At 38.6% G+C, this 26104-nt stretch carries 15 protein-coding genes; all 15 read left to right on the top strand.

What is annotated here, in order from left to right; all coding sequences use genetic code 11:
• The first annotated feature begins 32 nt into the window (after window positions 1-32).
• The 15 genes from PHV78_03090 to mrdA all read left to right on the top strand — a co-directional run bounded on the left by PHV78_03090 (window position 33) and on the right by mrdA (window position 26102).
• Window positions 33-8048: a hypothetical protein gene (locus PHV78_03090; protein ID MDD5396207.1), complete on the top strand. Its 8016-nt coding sequence runs from the start codon at window positions 33-35 to the stop codon at window positions 8046-8048.
• 3 nt (window positions 8049-8051) lie between these two features.
• Complete coding sequence (locus PHV78_03095; protein MDD5396208.1) at window positions 8052-10910, top strand: hypothetical protein; 2859 nt, start codon at window positions 8052-8054, stop codon at window positions 10908-10910.
• Between the two features lie 20 nt (window positions 10911-10930).
• The gene (locus PHV78_03100; GenBank protein MDD5396209.1) at window positions 10931-13048 is read left to right on the top strand and encodes a hypothetical protein; all 2118 of its coding nucleotides are present in this window, start codon (window positions 10931-10933) and stop codon (window positions 13046-13048) included.
• Between the two features lie 75 nt (window positions 13049-13123).
• Window positions 13124-13543, top strand: coding sequence for a hypothetical protein (locus PHV78_03105; GenBank protein ID MDD5396210.1), 420 nt, complete (start codon window positions 13124-13126; stop codon window positions 13541-13543).
• Window positions 13544-13554: 11 nt separating this feature from the next.
• Window positions 13555-14223, top strand: coding sequence for a hypothetical protein (locus tag PHV78_03110; GenBank protein ID MDD5396211.1), 669 nt, complete (start codon window positions 13555-13557; stop codon window positions 14221-14223).
• Between the two features lie 3 nt (window positions 14224-14226).
• A complete protein-coding gene (locus tag PHV78_03115) occupies window positions 14227-16197 on the top strand; it encodes an ATP-binding protein (GenBank protein MDD5396212.1) in 1971 nt (656 codons plus the stop codon).
• 14 nt (window positions 16198-16211) lie between these two features.
• Window positions 16212-16775 carry a hypothetical protein gene (locus PHV78_03120; protein MDD5396213.1) on the top strand — a complete coding sequence of 188 codons (564 nt, stop codon included), beginning with the start codon at window positions 16212-16214 and terminating at the stop codon, window positions 16773-16775.
• Between the two features lie 11 nt (window positions 16776-16786).
• Complete coding sequence (locus PHV78_03125) at window positions 16787-17740, top strand: hypothetical protein (protein MDD5396214.1); 954 nt, start codon at window positions 16787-16789, stop codon at window positions 17738-17740.
• A 4-nt stretch (window positions 17741-17744) separates the two neighbouring features.
• The gene (locus tag PHV78_03130; GenBank protein ID MDD5396215.1) at window positions 17745-18962 is read left to right on the top strand and encodes a pilin; all 1218 of its coding nucleotides are present in this window, start codon (window positions 17745-17747) and stop codon (window positions 18960-18962) included.
• A gap of 18 nt (window positions 18963-18980) precedes the next feature.
• Complete coding sequence (locus tag PHV78_03135; GenBank protein MDD5396216.1) at window positions 18981-20261, top strand: hypothetical protein; 1281 nt, start codon at window positions 18981-18983, stop codon at window positions 20259-20261.
• 3 nt (window positions 20262-20264) lie between these two features.
• A complete protein-coding gene (locus tag PHV78_03140) occupies window positions 20265-21578 on the top strand; it encodes a M23 family metallopeptidase (protein MDD5396217.1) in 1314 nt (437 codons plus the stop codon).
• Between the two features lie 4 nt (window positions 21579-21582).
• Window positions 21583-22929, top strand: coding sequence for a DNA repair protein RadA (gene radA / locus PHV78_03145; GenBank protein MDD5396218.1), 1347 nt, complete (start codon window positions 21583-21585; stop codon window positions 22927-22929).
• Window positions 22920-23720: a rod shape-determining protein MreC gene (locus PHV78_03150; GenBank protein ID MDD5396219.1), complete on the top strand. Its 801-nt coding sequence runs from the start codon at window positions 22920-22922 to the stop codon at window positions 23718-23720. The genes radA and PHV78_03150 overlap by 10 nt, the downstream gene beginning before the upstream one ends.
• Window positions 23721-23784: 64 nt before the next feature.
• Window positions 23785-24225 carry a hypothetical protein gene (locus tag PHV78_03155; protein ID MDD5396220.1) on the top strand — a complete coding sequence of 147 codons (441 nt, stop codon included), beginning with the start codon at window positions 23785-23787 and terminating at the stop codon, window positions 24223-24225.
• Window positions 24189-26102 (top strand): penicillin-binding protein 2, encoded by a 1914-nt coding sequence (gene mrdA / locus PHV78_03160; protein MDD5396221.1) that lies wholly within the window; start codon window positions 24189-24191, stop codon window positions 26100-26102. The genes PHV78_03155 and mrdA overlap by 37 nt, the downstream gene beginning before the upstream one ends.
• Window positions 26103-26104 lie beyond the last annotated feature (2 nt).

Consider the following 26104-nt stretch of genomic DNA (forward strand, 5'->3'; position numbering starts at 1 on the left):
TTTGTCCTAGATTTGTAAATTCGTAGTAGATTATGCAACTTAAAAAGAATTTTCAATTTAAAATAATTACCGGAGCAGTTTTACTGACCATATTTTGTTCAATATTCACTCCGGTTTTGTTTTATCCTCAAGTTGCCAAGGCTCAATGGGTGGTGACAAATCCGCATGATTTTGTGAAAGACATTTTAGAAAAAATCGGCGAAGCGTTAAAAACTGCCGGCTATGTTGCTTATCGAAATTCTTTGAATTTAGTTTTAGGTCAGATGGCGCAACAAAGCGCTGAGTACTTAGCTACTGGTACTCCGGGGCAGAAGCCGATGTTTTTAAGCAGCTCTAAGTATTGGCTTGATCTTGGCGATAGCGTATTAGGAGATTTCATCGATACTACGGCCAAGTCGGGCGGTTTCCTTAATCAGAGCTTGTGTGACCCGATTGACCCGACCATTCGTTTTCAAATGCTAGTTTCTCTTGATCCAAAATATCAAAAAATGACCTGGAATTCTGAAGCCCGCTGTTCTTTGTCACAAATAGCCGAACGAGCCAGAGAAATGGGAAAACAAAAATTAATTGATTTTGATGTTAATCTTACCGAAGGCCCGGTCGGCGGTTATAAATCAGATTTAGGGACTATAATTTTAGGCGATGGTCAGTTATCGCCCACTCAAAAAAAATTACTCTATGGCACCGTTGATAATAAAGGCAATTTTACTTATAAAGGAGTTATTGGCAATTTAATCGACATTCAAGATGAATTCAGCGCGTTTATTAAAGCAGAAGTTAATAACCAAGTTACCCCGGGCGCAGATATAATTAAAATGACCATAGAGCGGCTTAGTTCCAAGCTAGACGCTGATATTTTACATGAGAGTGGGCCAACGGGAGCAAAATGGTGGCACAATTATGCCGTAACTTGTTTAGGCTATGATAAAAAAGAAAATTATTGCAGCGATGTTAATTGCGTAACCTATTTTTGTGACACCACTCAGAGCGGTTGTTCTAATAATTTTGAACAGTGTACGCTCCGAACCCAAAGAGTTAATGATTACGCAAAAAAAATCATTGACTGGGCTATGAGTTTAAAACAGATGATGAACGAGATTAATCCTGATGATTTTCAGCCTCCCGCTGCAGCCAGTCTTGAGGATTTAAGCAAAATGTTTAATCCGGAAGGCAGTTCCGTTGGAGTCGCTTTGAGTTTAAACAGTAGTTTATTTGATAAACAGACTACCGCAGTAGAAAATTCTAAATTTTGGCAATTGCTTCAAGGAAGAATTAACGACGTGACTAGCGCTATCTCCGGTTTAACAAAAACTCCATCAACCTTGGTCAGTGAAACTGCTCGCCAGTCGGTCGTCGAAGGAACGGCCAGTATTAAAACTGTGACTGGCGTAGCGCTAGCTGACGCGGTTGGCGTTTTTACTAACACCTTGATCAATAAAATGATCAAGAACGTAATTTACGGCACCGGTCTTAATCCAGAGCTTAACCCAGATCTTAGTAATAATTTGACTGGCGGTGGTTTTTCTGCGCCAGGGCAGAAAGAAGCCAGGGCGATGTTCTCAGATTTATCGACCGTTGTTTTAAAAAGGGGAGACAAATTAGATATTTTATCTGAGTTAAGCGCTTGTCCGACAGATAGTAAATATGCCTTGCCGAATAATTGCACCATTGATTCCGGATTGGTTCGCGCCGCCGAAGCATCAATGACGATTAAGGATGCCATTGATCAGGGATTTTTGCATGGCGATTGGGTAGTTGGCGGATATAACGTTAAAGATACGAATCGAGATTATGCAACTCGCTATAGCTTGAATAACATCAAAAAAATGCGTCGCAACAGAATCATGCCAGTAGGTTTAGAAATTGCCGCGCAGAAAATTAATCGAGGCGAATTAGAAGACGCGAAAATAACTCTGTCGCGAATAGTTAATGAATTTAACAAGGTTAATGATAGCGGAAATTGTGACGGCGGCACTGCTTCGCCGTTTTGTCATCTAGTTGATCCCAATTGGGTCGTTAAGGCTCCGGAAATGAAATGTAAAACAGTTGCTTATTCAGCTATACCAATGGCCAACAGTAACCAGCGCCAAGAGATTTGTATTGATATGCAAGATTGCATCCACGAAAACGATCGGGGAGAATGTGATACCTATGCTTACTGTACAAAAGAAAAAAACATTTGGCGGATGGGTGGAGATATTTGTGAATCCCAAAATGCCACCTGCCAAACTTATACCCGCGTTAGAGATGGCCAACAATTTTCTTATTTAAATAATACCTTAGACTTTAGCGGTTGCGATCAAAATAATGCTGGTTGCAAATGGTATTGCGATCGTTTTACTAAAGGCCTAGCGGCCAACGGTGAAAATACTTGGGCTTGTAAAGAGCCGGGAATTTCTTTGAGAAAAGTCGGTACACAGTGGACCGATGATAGCGATCCGTCAAATCATCTTTTCTTTAATAACAAGGTTTCGCTCTGCAGCTCTACGGCTGAAGGTTGTTCTCAGTTTATTCGTTTAAGTAATAATTCGGGTGTAAATATTTTAGCTAATGGCAGCTTTGAAATTTATCCAAGCACACAAACTTTTCCTGCCACCACCGTTGACGGCTGGATGGCTAAAACAAATAGCGGCACCTTACATAGTCAATTTATAAACGATGGTGGTTTAGCTCGAACCGGAAATATTGTAGCCGGTATTGATTCGGCTCGCGACGATTGGGGCGGAGTGAAACTAGCGGTCGGATCAAACTTAGCAAGCTTTTTAGTCGACAATAATTCATATTTGATTTCGATTTGGGTCAACAACAAAGACCTTAACCGATCGCACAACATTCATCTTTTTGTTAGCACTAACAGCGGTTGGAAGAGTTTATATAATAAAATCATTCCTAGAAATTCTGGTTGGCAAAGATTGATTTATCCTTTTGTTTATCGCGTTGGCGATGGTTATAATTTTAATAATTTAAGCTGGGAGGTTGCAAACGACACTGGCGCTCAGGGCCTTGTTTATTTTGACGATCTTCAATTGGAACCAGGCACGAGCGTTTCTTCTTATAAAGATTATGGCGCTGTAAATCAAAGTTATTTTAAAAAAGCGCCAGACTTCATGAAGTGTTATAATCGTTATAGCGACGGCACCCTTAATACTTCTGACGACGATTTGAATTGTTCAAATTATGTTTTGGCTTGCAAAAAAAATGAAGCTGGCTGTGAAATGTATCGGCCGATTAATGGAGATCCGTCTTTACCAGCCGTGGCTCGTGACGCTGATCGTTGTCCGGCAGAATGTTCTGGTTATCAAATTTTTAAGGAATCGGCGACTAACTTCTCAAGCGGCGTCTTAGCGGTTAATTTAATTCCTTCAACTGCCCGAACTTGTGTGGCCAATGAAACAGGCTGTGAAGAGTTTACCAATTTAGATCAGTTTTCGCAGGGCGGCGAGGGTAAGGAATATTACAATTCAATTCGACCCTGTCGCAAGCCAGATGATGGTTGTTCATATTTTTACACTTGGGTTGGATCTGACACCAGTGGTTATCAATTAAAGCGTTATTATTTGCAGAAGAGAGGTGTTATTAAACAAGGAGAAGCAGGTTTAGGCCCGGATGAATTTTTATCAGACTTTGATGCATTAAAATTATGGGGTGAGTGCAATAGTGAAGATGATATTTTTTCTAATCCACGCTGCAAACAATTCTTTGATAATAGTGGCAACAGTTATTTGCGACTTTATGAAAATACAATTTCTTGCTCCAACGATTGCCATCCACTCCGAAAAACAACAGCTGTAACGCAAGAATTTTGTCAGACCACTACGCAGTCGGGAGTGACCATTCCTGGCATGAGTTATAGCAACGGCATTTGTACTTATATGGCCATTCCTTCCGAGGGTACGACTTGCAATAGAGTTAATGTTGGTTGTCGTGAATATAAGGGCAACGCTGCGGAAAATATTCGGCAAATTTTCTTAGAAGATTTTGAAAGCGGTGTTGGCGATTGGAAGGTGGCGCCGCAAAACGCTCTTATTCGCTCCAGCACAGACTCTATTTATGCCGGCGGTCATTCGGCGCAGGTTATAAATTCGAATAAAGTTGCAACAACTATTTCAAAAGACGTATCTAATGAGATTACTGTGGGCAAAGAATATCAATTGTCTTTATGGGTTAAGGGCATCACCGGCGATATTTCTTTTGGCATTACTGGTAATCAGGTTTCGTCTCCGATAAATGTGGGAGATGTAAATGATTGGCGATTGATAACCTTCAGCCCTTATTATATTTCTACATTGCCAACAGGAACTATTGAAATAGCAATTCAGGCAACACCCAACTTAAGATCTGATGTGGCACCCGTTACTTACAGTTTTGTCATTGATAATATTTTACTTAAAGAAGCGCAGAGCAGTCTTTATTTGATAAAAGATTCTTGGACTACGCCGCAAGTTTGCGACAAAAACGAACAGGGTCAAAATATGCCAGGGTTTATGATCGGTTGCGCGGCCTATAAAGATACCGAGAACGCCGATAATTATTTTAAAACATTTAGTTATTTGTGTTCGGAAAAATCAGTCGGCTGCGAGGCCATGATCGAAACCCATAATTCTTCAAATCCTTTTGCCCAGAGCTTTAATGATGATAAGTATACGGTTCCGGCCGACAGTATTGAATATTTAATTAATGATGGCAAAAAAACTTGCGCGGCCGCAGACAAGGGGTGTGAACGTTTTGGTTTGCCAAGTTTGTCGGCATCTAATCAGGGCGGACAAATTACTTATAAAGTTACTGGCTGGACTGATAAATATTTAAAAAACGACCCAGATCTTTACACACAAAAACCGATTTTATGTTCTGATAATGGTATGGCTTGCGAAGAATTTATGGCTAAAGGATCTAATACGTCGGTTTATTTTAAAGATCCGGGCGATAAGGCTTGTGAATACAAGGCTAAAATTTCCGAAACAGATGAATATGGCTGGTATAAACAGGGTACCAATGAACCGTGTTATTCAGATTCGCCGGTTAATGGATTCTATAAAATAAAAAAGACAACCGACAACAACTATCTGGGCTTTGCCGGACTTTGTCCGAGCAGTCAATCTAGTTGTACGAAATTTACCGATCCCCTAGATAACAAATCTTATTATTATTTAAATAACAGCAAATTAGATAAATCTTCTTGCCAAGGTGTTAGCCAAAAAGAAGGGTGTATTTTAATTAACGATACCAATCAATCAGCTAAGACTTATAGCAGCAAGGCTACTTATAATAAAAGCAAAGATAAGCAATATGCGGCCGTTGGACCGATTAATTGCGAAGTTCAAGCTGATTGTTCTAATCCCGAAAACTTAGAAACAGATTTTTGTAAATATTGTAAAATTTGCGTTAACGGCACCAATACGGGCGGTTCTTGTTTAAATGATGGTGGTTGTCCGGGTGGATTTTGTCAGCAAATACTTAATAATGATTCTAACACAATCGTAAAGGTTCAGCGCGATAGGACTTGTGGCGAATGGTTAAGCTGTGCTGGTGGGCAGATGGTTTGGGATAAGTCGGCTAATGAATATAAAAATCAATGTACCAGTCTAATTCGTTGTCAGGGTTTGGTCGGTTCGGGCGATGAGGAGCGCTGTAGTAATTTTATTCTTGATACGCCGCAACAATTAACAGAATCTCTTTATAAGAGTCGAAATGTTTCTTGGGCTGATATGGATTATTCGGGTTATTCTTTGTACGAATTTTATCCAGTTGATACTTTAACTCCTTATAATTATGGTACGTCGGATCAACCTGACTATAAGTTAACCTATAAGGACAACATTCAAGATCATGGTGTTAATAATTTAACCTGTTCATCAACGCAATCATGTCCGACAGGAATGGATTGTCAGACCGGACATTGTGTCATTCCTAAAACTTGCCAGGCCTATCCAGAACAAGATTCGCCATTTATTTCAGCCAATCAGATCGGTGATTATTATTCAAAAGTTAATTTCTGTGAAGATGCCAACGGAGATGGTTGCCAATGTTTTTATCAAAAAGCAGAATATGGTAATAAGTTAGCTACTAAATATTTTAATCTAGATACCGACTTAACCGCTAAAAAGGTCTGTACTCAGGGTGATCCTGGTATGTTGGGGAAATTATGCGATAATCTTGATAAATGTGGGCCAGACCCGGAAGATGGACAGCCAGATGTGCGCCGTTGTGAAGAACCATCTAATATTATTAAAAATTACGGTCAAAGAGACTTTTGCTTGGAGCCTGATTTAACTAAATTAGACAAGGTTAATGCATGTTTAACCTGGTGGCCGGCTAATGGCAGTATTGGTGATTCGGACATTAATAATATGTTCCAAAGCGCGGGTTATTTCCCGAGTACAAGCCGACAATGGTATTGTGTGGGGAATACGACTACACCGTCTTCTTTAAGTGGCGTTGGTTTTTTCCCAGATCAACAAGACGCCGTAAATACTTGCGGGCATGGTTATATTAACAGAAATCCATATTATTATTCACGAAACCCGGATCAATACAAAGGATTTAAGCTAACTTCAGGAAGCTATACATGGACGTGGCCCGTTACAAATAATCAAAGTTTTGGCAGTCAAGCTTTCACCTATTGGCACACCGGCATACAAAATATTACTTTAGGAATGATAAGCGGTGTTTCAGCAACTGTTTGCGGTGATTTTGGTGGTACAAATACTAAATGCGGCGCTTGCGGCGATATTGGTGGTGGTTCTGGGGGAGTCAAACCTCTTACTTGGGATAGCGTAAGTAATTGTTTCGTTTATCAACAAGCTGCTAGACCTCAAGACAGTACTCCATCGGGAGCTACGCCAGAAGAGTTTATTTTTAAGGTTTGTTTTAATGGTAGTTCGGTTGATTCTAGATTAATTAAGGCAGAATTAAATTTGAATAATGCTGGTAATACTTTTGGCGATGCCCTTTGGGGATTGATTGAAGATGTAGGGTTTGATTTTAAAAGCGGATGTTCAACCATTGCCAGAATAGCAAGTAATGGCGATACCAAAGCCTATACCAATAAGATAAATAGCATGGATGAAAATAAAAATTATACCGGACAAGGGGTAGACAATAAAACAGACGTTAATCAATGTAAGCCTTGGGGCGCAGTAAACTATAATTCGGATAAAACTAATTTTATTAATACTAATACTGCCGGCACTTGCTGGATGCAACAGGTAGCAAGTGATTCGATTTATTCTAACCGCGATGTTCTAGAGAATAATTTATTTGCTAAAAGTTTCGAGATATATACTTATGACAGAAATACTTTTAGCTATGTATCTTCTTCGGGAGATGATCGGACGGATATTAATTCTAATTCTACTAAGGCGCCGAAAGTTGCCGCGGTTTGTTTTAATCAGCAAAATGGCTCTTCGTCAATTTGTCGCGATGGCAACAACAACCCCATTGCCGGTTTAACAATTGGTAATACTTATAATCTGAATATTGTTCGAGAACAAGCTTATTATGCGGCGATAAAATTTTATGCTTGGGCTGACGCAAATCAAATGCCAGTTCGCGAAATAGCTATAGATTGGACCGGTGGGAGTAGGCCCTCTATCTTTGACAACAACAGCATTATTGCTAAAAATCATAAAGATGCTTGTCCAACAAAATGTATGCGAGATGGTTTTTGTAGGGACAAAAATAATAATAAAGTTAGTTGTGATAGTATTGATGCGATAGTTTGCAATAATATTAATGATTGTCCTGCTGGTGGTGTGGGGCAAGGGCCTGCGACTTGCGAAATAACTAATTTTGGAGATTCATATGATGCTTGCGCGACTCAATTTTGGCAGTTTAATCATCTTTATATTTGTACCAAAGATAGTGATTATTATGATCCGCAACGAGGGGCCTGCATTTTTAAGCCCAGGGTTTTCGTAAGAGACAATTGGGGTTGGTGTAGTGGTGGAGTTTATGTCGGGAACACTCCTTGTACTAGTACTCCTGGAATATCTTTTGCCAAAGAAATAATAATTTATCCACCTAGCACTAGCGGTCAGCAACAAGAGTAAATTATGAAGTTTAACTGGATAAAAAAAATCAACTTCCGCAAAGGGCTGATAATTTTATTAGTTGCCGTTTTTGTTTTGTCCATTTTACCTCGCGTCATTAATGCAGCCGACTCCGCCGAGCCAGCCGATCAATCTTCAGTTAATAGTATAGAACATCTTTCTCTAACCGTTAGCGGATTGATAACTAGCGCAGTGGTAGCGGCAATTGGTAAATTAATGGTCGTGGTTATTCGAGTTTTGGTCAGCTTGGCTCAGTATAATGATTTTCTGAAGTCGCCAGTAGTTGATATAGGCTGGAGACTGATTCGTGATCTTTGCAACATGCTATTTATAGTAATTCTTTTGGTAATTGCTTTTGCGACAGTATTACAGAGAGAACAATATTCTTATAAAAGAATGTTGGGCGCGCTGGTTCTGGCGGCGGTGTTGGTTAATTTTTCGAAATTAATCTGCGGAGTTATTATTGATTTTTCGCAAGTAGTCATGTTGACCTTTGTCAACGCGATAAAAGACGCGGCCGAAGGCAACTTTGCCGAATTGATTGGTATTAAGCAGCTTCTTTCCATGACGGCAGATCCTAGTAAACCTTTGACTATAAATTCTTTTGAATTATCAGTTACTTATTTATTGGCTTTAATTTTTTCTATTGTCGGTTTAGTTATCTTTATTGTTGTTACGGTAATAGTTCTTTTAAGAATAATTATACTTTGGTTTTTGGTCATGCTTTCACCGGTTGCTTTTATCGCCACAATTTTGCCGCGAACTAATGCTTATGCAAGTCGATGGTGGGATAAGTTTACCAATCAAGTAATCGTGGGCCCGGTTTTAATGATTTTTATTTGGTTATCGCTATCTATTGTTCAACAAAGTATGAATGACGGAGGTATGTTAAACCATTTAAAGATGGGAAGTTCTTTACAAAAAACTACTGATTTATTAGGAAATGCCGTGGGCGTGAATAATAATGCAATAGCAGCGGGCGTGGCCGATATTGGTCAGGCGCCTAATGTTTTAGGATTTATGGTCGGTATTGCTTTGTTGGTTGGATCGGTGGCTATGGCTCAAGAATTGTCTGCCGCTGGATCTGGTATGGCCATGAACGCGGTTAATAAAATGAAACAAATCGGCGCCGGCGCTGCGGCTATGCCAGGTAGGTTGGGCGGCAAGGCCTTAAAAGCCGTAGGTCAAAGCGCCGTGGAACGATTTGAGGCAAAAACGGGTATACCTATTCAACCTAAACACTACAGAGCTGCTTGGGAGAATCGTAAAAGAATAGTACGCGGTCAAAGAGCCGCTCAAATGATGGAGAAAATGGAGGGGCATCGATTCCTTCGTCCGCCAACGGAATTCGTTAATAATATGTTTTCTACAAAAGGATGGAAAGCTGGCGTTCAGAGAATGTTTGGAGTTGATGTAGTTAAAAGAAATCAAGCTGCTGAGCTTAATAGACAGCTTGAAGAGCAAAGAGCTAAAATAAACGGAAGATTTACCAGCGATGAAATCGCTAAGAGCATTACTCAATTAGGAGGCGAGACAGGAGAAGAAGGAGAAATAGGCATGTTAGCAAGAGAACTAGAAGTCTATAAGAGTAAGTTAACCGAAGAAGACCGAACTAAATTAGCAAAGGGAGAAAAAATAGAGGAGAAAAAACAGGCTAAAATTGATCAATTGACAGATTTAATTGATTTAAAACGAGCCCGACTGGAGGAGTTTGAAAACTATAATAGCCAAGCATGGAGAGAACAAAAAGCAAAAGAAGCTGGGGAAGCCGGGGCACAACTTGAGGGAAAAAGAGCAGAACTAAAAGCCGCAGAAGCCGAGGAAAACCCAGATCAAGCAGATCAAGAAAAAATTAAACAATTAAGAAGAGAAATCGATACATTAGAAGCCCATAAACAGCAGCTTGACTTAGAGGCAAATATTATTATAACTCCGGAGCAAAAAGAGCAGGTTTCGGCCGAATTAGCGAAAATAGGTAAGAAATTTGGCGTTAAGATTGACGAGGCAGACGAAAAGAATCTCCAAAAACAATTAAGAGATTTATCAACGAAAAGAGATAAATTGCGCGTTGAAGGAGAGGTTATTATGCCTACCAGCATGCCATATGAAGATCAGGCCACGATAAACGCCGCTATATCTCAAGAATCGAAAAATTTACAAGGCATAGAGGATGCTGATGAGTTAGTTACTTTATATCAGGTAGCCAAAGATAAAAAAGATTTAATTAAAATGAGAGCTATTATTTTGAAATTGACCGAAAATAGAGACTTAAATGAATTACTGGATAAATTGGGGCATGAACAAAATTATAAGGGACTTCAAGAATTAATCGAAGAAGATTTTGTTAAGCATATTGGCGGTTCGGCACAAGCGCATTATTCTTTTGGAAACGACGTTACGATGTTGAATAAACATGAGGCGGCCTTTGAATTTAGTGGCGCCTATATAAGGGGTACTAATGGAAAATTAAGGACTACTACCGACAAGGAACACAGAAACTTTGTTTTAATAGAATCAGGTAAGCGAGACAGAGAAACCTTGTTTCGTAAAGATTGGTGGGGGTGGTTAATAGGCAAGCGAGTTGATCCGAATACTGGCAAACGAGTCCCGATTTGGACTCAAACGATTGAGCAGATCGTTAGAAGGGATTTAGGTATGTTAAAAACAGAGATAGATAAGTCTAGGCTTAATTCCGAGTTAGAATCATGTTTCTCCCATCCAGAATTTATAGCTCATTTTCAGGATTTGCAGCAACGGTTTGTTGAAGAGGGCAGAAAGGGCGCAGTTGAACAGATAAAGGGAGTTATTAAACACTTGCAGATGAAACAAGGCCAATATTGGCCGACTATAGAAGAAAAATAATTTCGTATTTTATATAAATCATGGCCTCCGAATTAATTAATTCTGAAAAATTAAATCAGCTGAAAAGGGAACTTTTTTTAGATGAAGGTTTTTATAATGGTTTAATTAAAAAATACCGTCAGAATCAAAAATTATTAGAAGATTTTTTGAAACAAAATCCTAGTTTAAGCAATATTGATCCCAGATTTTTTCAGGAAGTTCAGGATATGCTATTAATGTTAAAATGGTATTCATTTAATTATTTAACCGACCAAGAAATCATAGAGATGTTTAGGAATCATGTTAGTGTCGTTCTAAATGATGATACTTTCCCGATTGAAGAAGCGCTGAAAATAGCTTTCTTGGGTATGTCGATATTAAACGATCGCGACGTTCTAAAGAAGCAAATTAAGGAAGCTTTATTGCAGAATAAGGAAAAAATAACCAGTCAATTAATTAAATTAAAAGATTCCAGCGTTGAGGGAACGATTGGCAATTGGTTACAGTTATATAATTCGGTTGTTGGGGTTGAGCTGGTTGATAGTTTAAAATTAGCAGAATTTTTTGTTAAAAATAAAAATTTTACGGCCCTAATGGATTTAGAGGCCGGAAAAATTAAAAAACTATTAGCTCTTTATGAAAAACTAAAATTATCATCCTTAACCCCTGAGGGCCTAGAAGAGGAAGAATTAGAAGAGGCCGGAGAAGGTCGTGTAATTTTAATGACCGGAACCGGCGCTAAAGAAGTTTATGATATCGAGGGAGACAAAAAAGAAGGACTCGTAAAAGAAGAGCTATTAACGCCAGAAACAAAAGCAGCTATAGCCGTTGCCTCGCCGTCAACAATAAAGGAAAATTTAGTGGTTACACCTATAGTTAATCAAGCTAAAGAGTTCGTTAAAGATTTGGAAAATATGAATTTGCCAAATTCATCCGAATTTACAAATAATGTTATCTCGACAAAAACAGAACCTGATTTTGAAAAAATAATTCAAAATATCGTTGGACAGGCCGGCCTGTCTTTTACCGACGAGAATCTAAAGACCAGGTTTATTGGTCTCATTACTTCTTATTTAAAAGGCGTACGAAAAGAATTAGACTTACGCGACGCTTTAATGCGCGGTGAAAAAGTGGGCGGTATGGGTTATGATCAACAAAAAATTACGGCAATTATGAATATTTTAGCCGGTAGCCGGATCGAAGAAAAAGAAAGCATGCAAAAAGAAACTACCAAACCAGCCCTAGCCGAAGGATTAACTTCGCCGATAGAAATTATTAATCCAGTAACGCCTGATTTATCTAGAGAGCCAGGCAAATTATTAGAAGAAGGAGAAGACGCTTTATTAACTGGATCGACGCAAAAGACATCAGACAATATAGAAGTGCAACAAGAAAAATTTTCTTCAGGTTCGCTTGCGCCCGTTGTTGATGATAGTAAAATACCGGAAAACGTTTCTTCGTCTTTTGAAAATATAGTAACATCCGAAGAAGAGCCGATTAAACAGCCTCCGGCAGAAGATTTTTTGGCAAAATTTGACTTGTCGTCGGCATTTGGTTCTGATAAAACCGAAGAAGCCGATCAGGGAATAAAATCACAAGAAGCAAGCGATATGAACATTGATGCTTCGATTGAAGATTTGAATTCCCAACTAGCTGCTAATAATGTTTTACCGACAGAAGAGGCTAAGCCAACAGAACTTGTCGAGCCCGCGTCTATTTCGGAACCAGAGCAGAAAATTGTCGAGCCCTCAGATGGTGCTATTAAAAATATCTATCGTGCTCCGGAGCCGGAAGAAGCGCCTCAGCCGCCCATAGAAGAGGTCAGGGTAACCCCAAGAGCCTATGGCCCGGTTGACGAGCTTAGAAGTCTAACCTTAGAAGATTGGCGACGTTGGGGAGGTGTGGGTGAAGCAGTAAAACTTATTTTAGATAAAATTAATTTATTAGCAGAAGAATCTTTGACTAAAAAATCTGAAGGCATCGCCGCCTGGAAAGGCTCAGAAATAAACAAAATGTATTTGGATATAGGTACCGAGGCAATTAATAATGGATTGTCGGTTGAGCAAGCTATTGAAAAAAGGAAAAGTGCTAATTTACCGACTTTAACCATTGACGAATTTAATGCTATTTCGGAAATAAATCAAAAACTACGTTTTTAACCCTACCACTAAACTACTAAAACTGGCGTAAAATTCAGGAGAATAGGGTATTTTAATTCGTAATTTGTAGTAGTAATGCAGTTTATTGTTCCTCAATTTATCGACATTGAACCTAAAATTATCGGGCCGGTTACGCCACGGCAGTTTATTATTTTAATTATTACCGGTGCGTTTATTTTTGTCGCTTATAAATTATCTGATTTTTCTTTATTTATTATCGAAGCGGTAGCTTTATTAGGCCTAGGAGGGACTCTAGCTTTTTTGAAAATAAACGGCCAACCGGTTCACTATTTTTTATTAAACTTAACCCAGACTTTTAAACGACCAATGTTAAGAATTTGGAGAAAAGATTTTATTATGGCAAAAGAATTAGCGGTTAAAGAAAAAGTAAAGATAGCGCCGGTAGCTATTCCGCGTAAAACGCTTTCTAATGCCCGGCTTTCAAATTTATCAATTTTAGTTGATACGGGCGGAATGTATCATGAGGAGGTTTGATTTAAATTTTTATGAGTAAAACTGCAGCCATTTCATCAACACAAAAATATTTAGACATCTCCGAGGTGCGAAGTGATTGTATTATTTTAAAAGACGGAACCATGCGAGCCGTGCTTTTGGTTTCTTCAATCAACTTTTCCTTAAAGTCAGAGGACGAGCAAAAGGCGACCGTTTCGGCTTATGTTCAATTTTTAAATACCTTGGAGCACCCCTTACAAATAATAATCCAGTCTCGTCGCCTGAATATCGAGAATTATTTAGTTGACCTAAATACCCGCCAAAAAGAGCAAACCAACAATTTATTAAAAGCTCAAATGGCCGAATATATTGATTTTATAAAAGAATTAGTCGATTTGGGAGAAATAATGACCAAGAAATTTTATGTTGTCGTGCCCTACAGTCCTATGGGTGATAAAAAATTAAAATTTTTCTCCCGCCTATCGAGCGCTTTTACGGCCGGATCAGCTATTAGACTGAAGCGCGAGCGATTTGAGGCCTATCGAGAGCAATTATTTAGAAGAGTTGATAATGTTAGTTCGGCGTTGTCGAGCATGGGGTTAAGAGTCGTGCCACTTGATACTCAAAGTTTAATTGAATTATTATATAATAGTTACAATCCGGTCGAATCGGCAGTTCAAAAATTAGCCGAAATAAATAAGCTTAACATCGAAACGATTTAATTTATGGCTATTCGTCCATCAGCTATTAATCGCGCCACTGCAATGCCAGAGAAGAAACCGACTCCTCAACAAAAGGAGCAGGTTAAAATTGTTCAAGAAAAGCAAATAAAAAATCTTTTAGATTCGGAAGAGGCATATTTAAAGGGACTAATGTCGGTTCGCGACTTGATTGCGCCGGCCGCGCTTAAGGTTAATCCTTCCTTTTTGCAATTAGGAGATAAATATATTAGAACGCTTTTCGTGACCGCTTATCCTCGTTATATTTCTGTAGGTTGGTTTGCGCCAGTAATAAATTTTAATGCTTCTCTTGATGTGGCCATGTTTTTCTATCCGGTTAATTCGGGTGTGGTTTTGAAACAACTGCAAAAGAGAGTGGGCAATATTGAAGCGGAATTATCAGCTGAGCGTGATAAAGGGATGCCTCGAGATCCGATTAAAGAGACCGCTTTACAAGATATTGAGAAGCTTCGCGACGACCTAACGACGGGAGTAGAACATTATTTTCAATTTGCTCTTTATGTAACCATGTATGCGAATTCATTGAAAGACCTTGATTCAATGACGGAAAAAATAGAAGCGCTATTCGGTTCAAAATTGATTTACACCAGACAAGTATTTTACCAAGCCGAACAAGGATTTAATTCGACCTTGCCTTTAGCTAGCGACGAGCTGATGGTGACCTTTAACATGAGTTCTTCTCCCTGTGCCTCATCTTTTCCTTTTATCTCCGCTGACGTTACTTCAGATACCGGGATTTTATATGGTATTAACAGGCACAACAATGGCCTGATTATCTTTGATAGATTTAGTATGCAGAATGCTAATATGAATGTTTTTGCTACTAGTGGCGCTGGCAAAAGCTACGCTATTAAGCTCGAGGTTTTGCGCTCAATGATGTTTGGCACCGATGTAATTATTATTGACCCAGAAAGAGAATATAAATATTTATCAGATGCCGTAGGAGGAACATATGTGAATATTTCTTTATCTTCGGATAGCAAAATTAATCCTTTTGATTTGCCCAGGGCTACTTCGGCCGATATGACTGCAGCTGACATAATTCGTTCGGCAGTTATTACTATTAAAGGATTGTTAAGAATTATGATTGGCAAGACCGACGAAAGAGGAACAAAGCAGTTTTCGCCGGAAGAGGATTCAATTATTGATCGCGCTCTACTTGAGACTTATGCTAAAAGAGATATTACGCCATCTGCTGACTTAAGCCAAATTACTGAAATGCCGACCATGTCTGATTTGCAAAATATTTTAGAGGGCATGGAGGGCGGGGCCCAGTTGTCAGAAAGGCTGAAAAAGTATACCGAAGGCACCTTTGCCGGACTATTAAATAATCCGACCAACGTTAAAGTTAATAATCAATTAATAGTTTTTTCGGTTCGCGACTTAGAAGATGAGCTTCGGCCGATAGCTATTTATACTATTGTCAATTATATTTGGAACATCGTCCGTTCTGAACTTAAAAAAAGAATTCTCGTCATTGATGAGGCTTGGTGGTTAATGCAGCAAGAGGATTCGGCAAAATTTATTTATGCTTTAGTCAAACGTTGCCGAAAATATTATCTAGGTGTGACTACGATCACTCAAGACGTTAACGATTTTTTGGTTTCTCCTTATGGCAAAGCTATTGTAAATAACTCGGCGCTGCAACTTTTATTAAAACAAGCTCCGGCGGCGATTGATTTAGTGGCGCAAACATTCATGTTAACCGAAGGAGAAAAATATTTACTATTAGAGTGCGGGGTAGGTGAAGGGATTTTTTTCGCTGGCGCCAAACACGCAGCCATTAAGATTATTGCTTCGTACTCCGAAGATCAATTAATTACTTCTGATCCGCGGCAAATCTTAGAAATCGAACAGGCCAAAAGGGAGTTTTCTCAAAAAGAGGCTGGCGATGCCGTGGTTGATCAGGGCGGGCAAAAAGAATTTGTTAAGGGTGTTGGTGATTTAGAAATTTAATATAAAATTATTTTATGAAAAAAGTAATCATCATTATTATCATTATACTTATAATCGGCGTTATTTTTTATTATTTAAATTGGCGCGGCAAAAACACCGCAAATCCTTTAATCCCAAGTAACAACCAGACCCAAATTAATGAACAGAACAATGATTTTACGAATGAGGGCCAAACTGACAATACGCCCGTAGACCCAACTGCTAAATTAGAAAACGATTTAACCGTGATGGCTCGCGCTTTTATTGAACAATACGGCTCATGGTCAAACCAATCTACCTTTTCCAATTTTACAGACCTTTATCCTTATATGACTAGCTCATTAATGGCGCAAACTCAAAACCTAGTTAACCAGAAAATAGCCGAAAAAAAATTATCCTTGAGTTATTATGGCATTACTACCAAAATATTATCTTTAGAATTGAAAAATTTGGCCGAGCCGACTGGCGAATTTTTTGCCAATATCCAACAACAAGAAACAAAAGGCGACACTACTACGGTTTTATACAAAACAGTAAAATTGGTTTTATTAAAAGAAGGGTCTCAATGGAAGGTCAATGACATCATTTTTAATCCATAATTTTATTAATTATGGGTGACTTTGTTGATCCAAAAATAAGAGAGGAAATAGAACGAAAGGATGCTTCGGATGCTGAAAAATATAATCTTGACACTTCTGATCCTGACTATCTAGCTGCTCAAAAGCGCGGCAGAGGAGAAGATGAAGAATTTGAAGAATCAATTAGGCAAATAAAAGAGCAACGCCAAGCCAGGGAATTAAAACAACAAAGACTTAAAGAAGCTTCTAGTCGAAAAGCAGCAATAAATCGACAAGTGCAAACTCCCGAAATGCAACAGACATATCGGGACTTCAAAGATCATAAAGGTTACTCTGATTTTAGTGAAGAAAGAGCCAGGGCCAGAGACAATAAAGAATATATGAATAAGGCCCGTGCATTATCTAACGTTGCCGTTGACGCAGCGGCAACAAGCATAAAGCGAGGCGATATTAAAGGAGCCATCACTGCTGGCCTAAAGGCTGCCGGAGAGATGGGAGGTCAAATAGCAACTGCCAAAATTTTGCAGTTCATGTGGGAAAATTTTTATTATGTGTTGCCAATATTTTATATAGATTTTCATTTTATAATGCGGTATATTGCTGGCTCTAAGTTGTTTTGTCGCCTAGGACAGGAATGGCTTATGAAAGGCAGTGGTAAGGCTGCTTCTGGAGCGCAAAAAGCATCAACAGCCGAACAAGGGTTAGAGGCGGCAAAATCTTCTACAACGGGAGCACAAGCGACTGCAGGACAAACAAGCGGAGATTTAAACAAGCTAGCTGATCAAATCGCCGAAGCCCCTAATAAATTTTTGGAAATTATCGAAATCGCTGCTTTAATGGTTTGTAATTTGATAATTGGCGCTGCAATTTATTTAATCCTGATATATATTTTTATCATGACTCATCCTTGCCAGTCAGCGGCTATTGTTACTCATTCCGAGGGCATTTTGAAGGCCTTTAAAAGTATTGGTATTAATTGTAAATAATTGTATGTTAATTAATAAAAACATTCTCGGCATATTTATCTTTATTCTTTTATTGTTTGTTTTTTTAATTGGCGGCGCTCATATTATTAAGGCGCAAACTACTTTCACCCCCTCGGTCGGGATAGGAGATAGTAATTTTCAAGCTGGTTCGGGCGTAGAAATTACAGGACTATCAATAGCTGATTATATTATTGCCGTTTATAAATGGTCAATTAGGGTTATCGCGATTTTAGCCGTTATTGTTATCATGGTGGCTGGCTTTCGTTGGGTTAGCGCTGCCGGAAATGCATCAGTAATCGGCCAAGCGAAGAATCAGATGATCGATGCATTTATCGGATTAATTTTAGTGATTGGCGCTAATTTATTGTTATATTTTATTAATCCGGCCTTGGTGAGGTTTAACGATCTTTCAATAACGCACATAAAGAAGGTTAGTTTGGATAATTATGATTTTCCGATAGAGCAAGCCATTATGCCTAATATCTGGGACGAAAGCGAAAAACAGCCAAATATTAAGGCTAGCGCCTGTGGAATACAGGCCGTGGATCAGGAAGATGGGAGAACTTATCTTGGGGTCAAATGTTCGTCGGCCGGAGTGCCGGGTGCTTCCATTAGGAAGCCTTGTGTTTTACAATTTAGTTTAACATCACAGGACTATCAAGATGATATTAATAAAAAAGCAGATATAGCCGAATATTTGGCAGATATTTATTATCTTGGCAAAGATTCTGGTTATAACGTAGAGTCTGGTTGTATTAGTAGGGGGTCGGTATTTAAATACATGATCCCGATTTACGGATTAATTGAGGCAGCGACTACGACGTATGGGAAGGTAAGTTTGCCCTTCAGAGATGATCCAACCGTAATGTACGATTTTGCTCTTGATCCATCAACTAATTGCGGCGTTAAAAAAGGAGAAGGAGATATTATAAAAAATAAGATTGGGATGAAAGTTGGGATAAAATGTCCTAATTCGAATTCAACGTGTGTCTTTGCTCTGGTTAATGTTACTGATGATAAAATAAATAAGACTGCCGTTAAATTTTATAGTTTTTGTAAACCAGATAGCGGAATGCCTATGTGTGAACCAAGTGAGAGAAGAGTAAATTGTGAAAGATATACTAATTGTAAAGTATCAGGATGCACAAATGAGATAGACGCATCCGGAAAATCAATTTGTTGCCAGCAGGCAGTTGATAGGGCGGTTTTGAGGAATTTTTAGTCGTCAAATTTTTATATCATGAATAAAAGAATACTATTGATAGTTTTGTTTTTTGTGGCGGTTATAGCCATAGCTTTGGTTTTGTATTTTTTTATTTTTAGGACCAATATTTCCGCGCCGCCGATTAATGAGGCGCAAAACTTAATCAACGAGCAAACCGGCAAATTGCCAGTAAGTCGTGAACAATGGGAGGGCATGACTATAAATGAGCGGGCTAGCGCCAATTTACCTTTATACGAATGGCAGGAAGCGGCGCCTGCTCAATCTTCAGAAGCACAGCCGGTAGTTTTGCAAGTCTCTGAGATAGCCAACGGCGGTAAAACCATTATTAATCCTGTTTCCAATGATTCGGCGCAAAGTGCCACATTGTCTTTCGATGGACAAAATAGCTTATTCTATAACTCAACTGATGGTAAATTCTATCAGGTAGATAAGAACGGCATTAAAACGTCTTTAAGCAATCAAGTTTTTCATAATGTCAGTAATGTTAATTGGGCGCCAAATAAGGACAGAGCGATTATCGAATATCCCGATGGCTTTAAAATAATGTATGATTTTAAAAATCAGAAACAATACACCCTGCCGAACAATTGGGAAGACTTTTCTTGGGATTCTCGCGGGAATCAAATTGTTTTCAAGGCTACTTCGCAATATTCACAAAATAATTGGTTAGCCGTAGCTAATTCCGATGGAACCGGGGCGAGGGCCATAGAAAATATGGGTGATAACGGCGATAAGGTTACCGTCTCCTGGTCGCCCAATAATCAAGTCGTTGCTTTTTCGGCTACTGGTCAAGCGCAATCAGCTTGGCAGCAAGAGGTTTTATTAATCGGCCAAAATGGAGAAAATTTTAAATCTTTGATTATCGATGGCCGTGGTTTTGAAACTCAATGGAATCCGCGAGGCGATAGCATAGCTTATAGTGTTTATAGTGCCGACAGCGGCTATAAACCAACATTATATTTAGTAAAAGCGCAGGGAGATGAAATCGGTAACGATAAAATTAACACAGGCCTTAACACCTGGTCTCATAAATGCGCTTATAATTCTAGCGGCAGTTATCTTTTTTGCGCCGTTCCTAAAAGTTTACCAGAGGGGTCGGGGATGATGAGCGAGTTAGCTACTAATCTGCAAGATAATTTTTATAAAATTAACGCCATTACCGGCGAAAAGACATTTTTAGCCGAAGGAGCAATGGGTGGTTATGATGTTTCCCAGCTATTTATTTCGGGAGACGATGGTACGTTATATTTTATTGATAAAAATTCAGGAATATTAAGATACATAAAATTAAGATAGATTGTGATCAATTTTTTCTTAAAAAATAGATTTTTTAGAACTTCCAAGCTCGGTTATCTCTTGGTGGTTTTTGTCTTAATGGGTTTTTTGTTTTTTTTATTTCAAAACGTGCTGGCTATTAGCTGTTGCTATGGTTCTAATATCGAGCCAAGGTGCAAAGATATTACTACTGGATTTTGTCCACTGCCATATACCATGCAGGCGAAAGATACTACTTGCGCTAATTGTACTGATTGTTTTTGCCAGGGCAGCTTCGCGCCAGCCGATGCTACTGATCCTGTGCCAACAAAAAATACAGAACAAAAAACTCCAGATATTATCCCTACTCTTCAAGTTCAAATTCCCGGTTTTTCTGGATTTTCCAAAGATATCCAAGTTTGTTTAGAGGAGGGCAAGACTTTAGACGAGTGTCAAAAGGGCAAAACAGGCTATTCAATTCCATGGATAGGGGAATATTTAATCGCTGTTTATAAATGGGCGGTTAGAGCTATCGCTATTTTGGCCGTGATAATTATTATGTGGGGCGGGTTGCAGTGGATATTAGCTCGTGGCAATTCCTCGGCCATTACGGAAGCTAAATCAAAAATAAGTTCAGCTTTGATCGGCATAGTAATTATCGTTGGTATGAATGTTTTTTTGTCGGCTATTAACCCCAATTTAACAATCTTAAAACCTATTACCCTGGGCAAGATTGAACCAATAATTATCACTCCATTAGATTCAGACAAAGAAGAGGGCGGTATTAGTGGTCCTAATGCCGGTACCAGCATAGATATGGGGGGCAATTGTTTTCCTGTTAGTGCGGATAGCATCAAACAAACCCAATGGAATTTTGGTAATAGCCGTAGTAGCGGCAAACGTTGTCATGCTGGCATTGATATTTTAACCAATTGGCGGTCGGGTAATGATAGTGTAGTGGCTATAGGGGACGGTCGCGTTTTGGCTGTTTACGGTTTTTATACTTGTAGTACCGAAACCGGTAAGGGTGGACACGTTAGTGCAATTTTTATTGATCACAAAAAATTAAATTATACAGTTTTATATGGTGAAGTAGATGATGATAGTATTCTGGTAAAAAATGGAGATGAAGTGAGGGCTGGTCAACTTTTAGGCCAAGCAAGCCGTTGTGGGATGTTACACCTTGAAATGTATGAAGCCGGTGCCAGAGGAAATAAAACATGGTATCCTCCAAATGGACAAAGAGTTGAGAATCAACCTAATTATTGCCAACAAAATTTTTTAAATACAAAGCCGTCAACATTATTGGACCCAACGGCCACTTTAAAATATTTAGATGGCAAAAGATGTAGTATTTAAAATTATGGCCTCTAATAAATTAAAAATAATATTTAATTGTTCGAAGTGCGACGCTCAATTTCCTAAATGGTTTGGTCAGTGTCCGGAGTGTGGTTCGTGGGGAACATTGCAAGAGATGGTTGAAAAACAAACGAGAGCTAAAAGTTTAAACGTCTCAGCTGGCGATGTTATTGATTTCGAAGAAGTGAAAGGCAGGGAGTTTCCTCGTACCAAAACTGGGCTAGAAGAATTAGATCGTGTTTTAGGTGGTGGCATAGTGCCGGGCTCCTTGATTTTACTGGGCGGTGAGCCTGGTATTGGTAAATCGACTCTAGTTCTGCAATTAGCCGCTAAATTAGCTAATAATTCAATTTTATATATTTCTGGAGAAGAGTCGGCCGAACAAATTAAGATGCGATTGGATCGTCTTAAGTTGCCGACGACGAATTTAAAATTTTTAGGCGAAACCGATATAGAAGTAATTTGCGCTACTATCGAAAAAGTAAAACCATCTTTGGCGATCATAGATTCAATTCAAACAATTTGGTTTTCTAATCTTCCTTCTGAGGCTGGCAACGTTAACCAAATTAAGGCTTGCACGGCAAAATTATTGGAAACTGCCAAAAAAAATAATGTACCTACGGTTATTATTGGTCACGTTACTAAAGAAGGGTTTGTCGCTGGACCAAAAACGCTAGAACATCTAGTTGATACAGTTCTTTATCTTGAAGGAGACCAATTTCACAACTTTAGACTATTACGCGCGGTAAAAAATCGTTTTGGCGCAACCAATGAAGTGGGTGTTTTTGATATGCGCGAAGGGGGATTAATAGAAGTTAAAAATCCTTCGGAAATATTTTTAGCTTCGCGAGACAAAGATTTGCCCGGAGTAGTAGTCGGCGCTATTGTTGAAGGTACGAGATCTTTTTTGGTTGAAGTTCAGGCCCTGGTAACTCAAACGCATTTTGGCTATCCCCAGCGCCGATCTATCGGCTTTGACAATAATCGGTTGCAATTAATTACTGCTATTTTATCGCGCCGTTGCGGGATAAATTTAGGTAATTATGATGTTCATATTAATATTGCTGGCGGCATTGATATCCGCGAGCCAGCCGTAGACCTACCGGTTTGTTTGTCGATTATTTCGGCTTTTAAAAATAAACCATTTGACCCGAAGATAGCGGCGTGTGGCGAGGTAGGCTTAGGAGCAGAAGTGCGACCAATAAATAGTATTGAAAAAAGAATCAAAGAAGCGGAGAGATTGGGTTTTAATAAAATATTAGTACCCAGGTCAGATCTTAAATCAATTAATCGTAAAATAGAGATAATTCAAATTAAAAATTTAAATGACGCAATGAAGTTATGGCTGTAAGGAACAAAAAAACATTAAGCATAATTTTAATTATTGTTTTTCTATTTTTTTTACTCAAAATAGGAGCCTTTAATTTTATAGCTGATTGGTTTAATCCTTCCCTTAGAGCAGCAACTAATGGAGGCGTAAAAACAGGTTCTTTCTTAAATAATTTAGAAAAAAATAATTTATTATCTGAATTGGACAATCTTAAGAATCAAAACACTGAGCTGCAAAAAGAGGTTGTTTCTTTGCGCGCCGAATTGGTTCAGTTTGATTTATTATCACGGCAAGTTGGGTTTATTGATCAACAAAAATATCATTATGTTCTGTCCAATGTTATCGGTCAAAACACAGAAGTCGGTATTAATTATTATATAGTCGACAGGGGAAGAGACGATAGAATCAGAGAGGGCGCAGCGGTTATTGTTAATGACGGATATTTGGTGGGCAAAATTGCCAAGGTCGATAAAAATTATGCTTATTTTTTACCGATTTACGATAATCATTTTTTAACCAGTGTTGATTTTTTAACCAAAGATCCCAAGGCCGGAGTAATTTCCGGTTTAGCCAAGGGCAAGCATGGCTTGAATATGCAAATAGACTTTGTGCCTTTGGATAAGAATATTAATAATGGTGACTATATTATCACCTCTGGCGTAGAAAAAGATATACCGCGAGGATTGATCGTCGGGCAGGTTGAAACGGTAGAAAGAAAGAATGAATCCGCATTTCAAAACATAATAACCAAACCCCTTGTTTCCCTGGGAGATTTAAGAATAGTGAGTATAGAGGTTAACGATAATTTATAATCATATGAGATACTTTTTATTTGACCTTTTATTGATTTTTTTTATTTTTGCCCAAATAAGCTTTATGCCTCATTTAGGAGTTTTGAGATATTTAAATCTGCCACTTTGTTTTTTAATGGTTTATTTTTTTTGCCGTAGAAAATTTTTACTAATTTATTTTTTATTAACTGCTATTGTTTTAGATCTATATTCCATTTTTCCACGAGGAATATATTTTGTTATTTTCATTTTAATATTTTTACTGCTTAATTGGCTTCAAAAACGCTTTATCGACATTTCGTCAGGCATGAACCTGTTGATTACTATTACGGTCCTATTTGCCTATCAGCTATTTCTTACCTTTTTGGTTATATTGATTCATTATTTTAGAATATTTTCTTGGCCAGTTATTTTCGATAGGATATATTTTAGAGAAATAATTTTATTTATTTTATTAAATACGGTTTTAATTTTTATAGTTAATCAATTATGTTCGATCCTTTTAAAGTCGAAACGATTGACTTGAGAGCAAGAGAATCGCACATGCACAGTGGTTCTCGACGCACTTGGGCAGGTGAGGATGGTATTTTTAATGTTGCTGGCGGAGAGCTTCTGATATCACCCGTTAATTCTAAGAAAATCATTGTTTTATATATTTTTATAGGCCTTATTTTTTGTTTATTTCTGGGCCGAATTTTTTATTGGCAAGTTTTAGAGGGTAGTCATCGCTCGCTAATTTCTCGCGGTCAGAGCTCAAGAGTTGAGGTTTTAAAATCCAAACGGGGTTTATTTTATGATCGTAATTTAAATCCATTAGTAAAAAATGCGCCAATTTTTTCTTTGAATGTCGTTCCGGCAAAATTTGATCGCAAAAATAGCAATGAAACAATTAGTGCTATAGAGCAATTTTTATCTGAAGATCAAAAAAAAGAACTACAAGACAATCTTTCGCAGCTGCCTATTTATGCTAATGAGTCCATCTTACTTTTAAAGGAGCTAAACTACGATCAAGCCATTTTAATCCAAACGATTTTATCTTCTAATAAGGGAATAGATGTTGAATTGCAAGACCAGCGGGTTTATGCTGATTCTTTGGCGTTTTCTCATGTTTTAGGTTACGTAGGAAAGGTTTCTAGAGATGAACTAGCGCAACACCGTGATTATTTATTTAATGATCTGATAGGCAAGAGCGGTCTAGAAAGTTATTATGAAAGTTACTTAAGAGGGCAATATGGCCAGCAGCGTATTGATATTTTACCAACTGGCGAAGAAGAAATATCTTATAATAAACCAGCGATAAATGGAGATAATTTAGTTTTATCAATCGATGGCGATTTACAAAAAAAGTTATTTGAATCCTTGGCTGCGCATATTAGAGCTAATGGTAATCGAGGCGGTTCTGCCGTAGCCTTGAATCCAAATACCGGAGAGGTTTTGGCGTTAGTATCTTATCCTTCATTTAATAGCACCTCTTTGGGTAAAGGGATAAGCATTAACGAATATAATAATATATATCAAAATTCTCATAAGCCATTGTTTTTTAGGACCATTACTGGCGAATATCCTTCTGGTTCTGTGATTAAGCCGGTTGTTGCCATTGGGGCCCTGGAAGAAAAGATTATTACGCCAATAACAACAGTACTTAGCACCGGAGGAATTAGTTTGGGGGGTTGGTTTTTCCCCGACTGGAAGGCCGGTGGACATGGTATATCCAACGTCACTAAGGCCTTAGCTGAATCTGTAAATACTTTTTTCTATTACGTTGGCGGTGGTTATAATAATTTCAAAGGTTTGGGGGTAGACGGACTAGATTTTTGGATGAAAAGGTTCGGTTTGGGCAATTTAACCGGCATTGACGTAGCCGGTGAGAAATCCGGTTTTGTACCGACTCAACGATGGAAAGAAGAACAGCGTAACGAGCCATGGTATCCGGGCGACACTTATCATTTATCAATTGGCCAGGGAGACTTGCTGGTAACGCCACTTCAGGTTGCTAATTATACGGCTGCTATTGCCAATGATGGCACTTTATACAAACCATACCTCTTAAAAGAAATTATTGATGATGGCAATAAAACTATTTTAAAGATATCACCTAAAATTTTAGCCAATAGGTTAGCTAGTCATGAAAATTTAAGCGTGGTTCGTGATGGCATGCGTGCGGCAGTTACCGAAGGAAGCGCCCGCAGTTTATCGACTTTGCCAATTGAGGTGGCGGCTAAAACCGGCACGGCGCAAAATGAAGCCGGTGCTCCTCATGCCTGGTTTACTTGTTTTGCGCCATATCAAAATCCGCAGATTGTCATAACTGTTTTAGTTGAGAATGGTGTAGAGGGCGGTACGGCCGCGGCGCCAGTTGCCAAAGATGTTTTGAATTGGTGGGCGGAAAATAGAAATAAATAAAT

The sequence above is a fragment of the Patescibacteria group bacterium genome (assembly GCA_028715115.1).
GTDB lineage: Bacteria > Patescibacteriota > Patescibacteriia > UBA2591 > UBA4787 > JAQUSN01.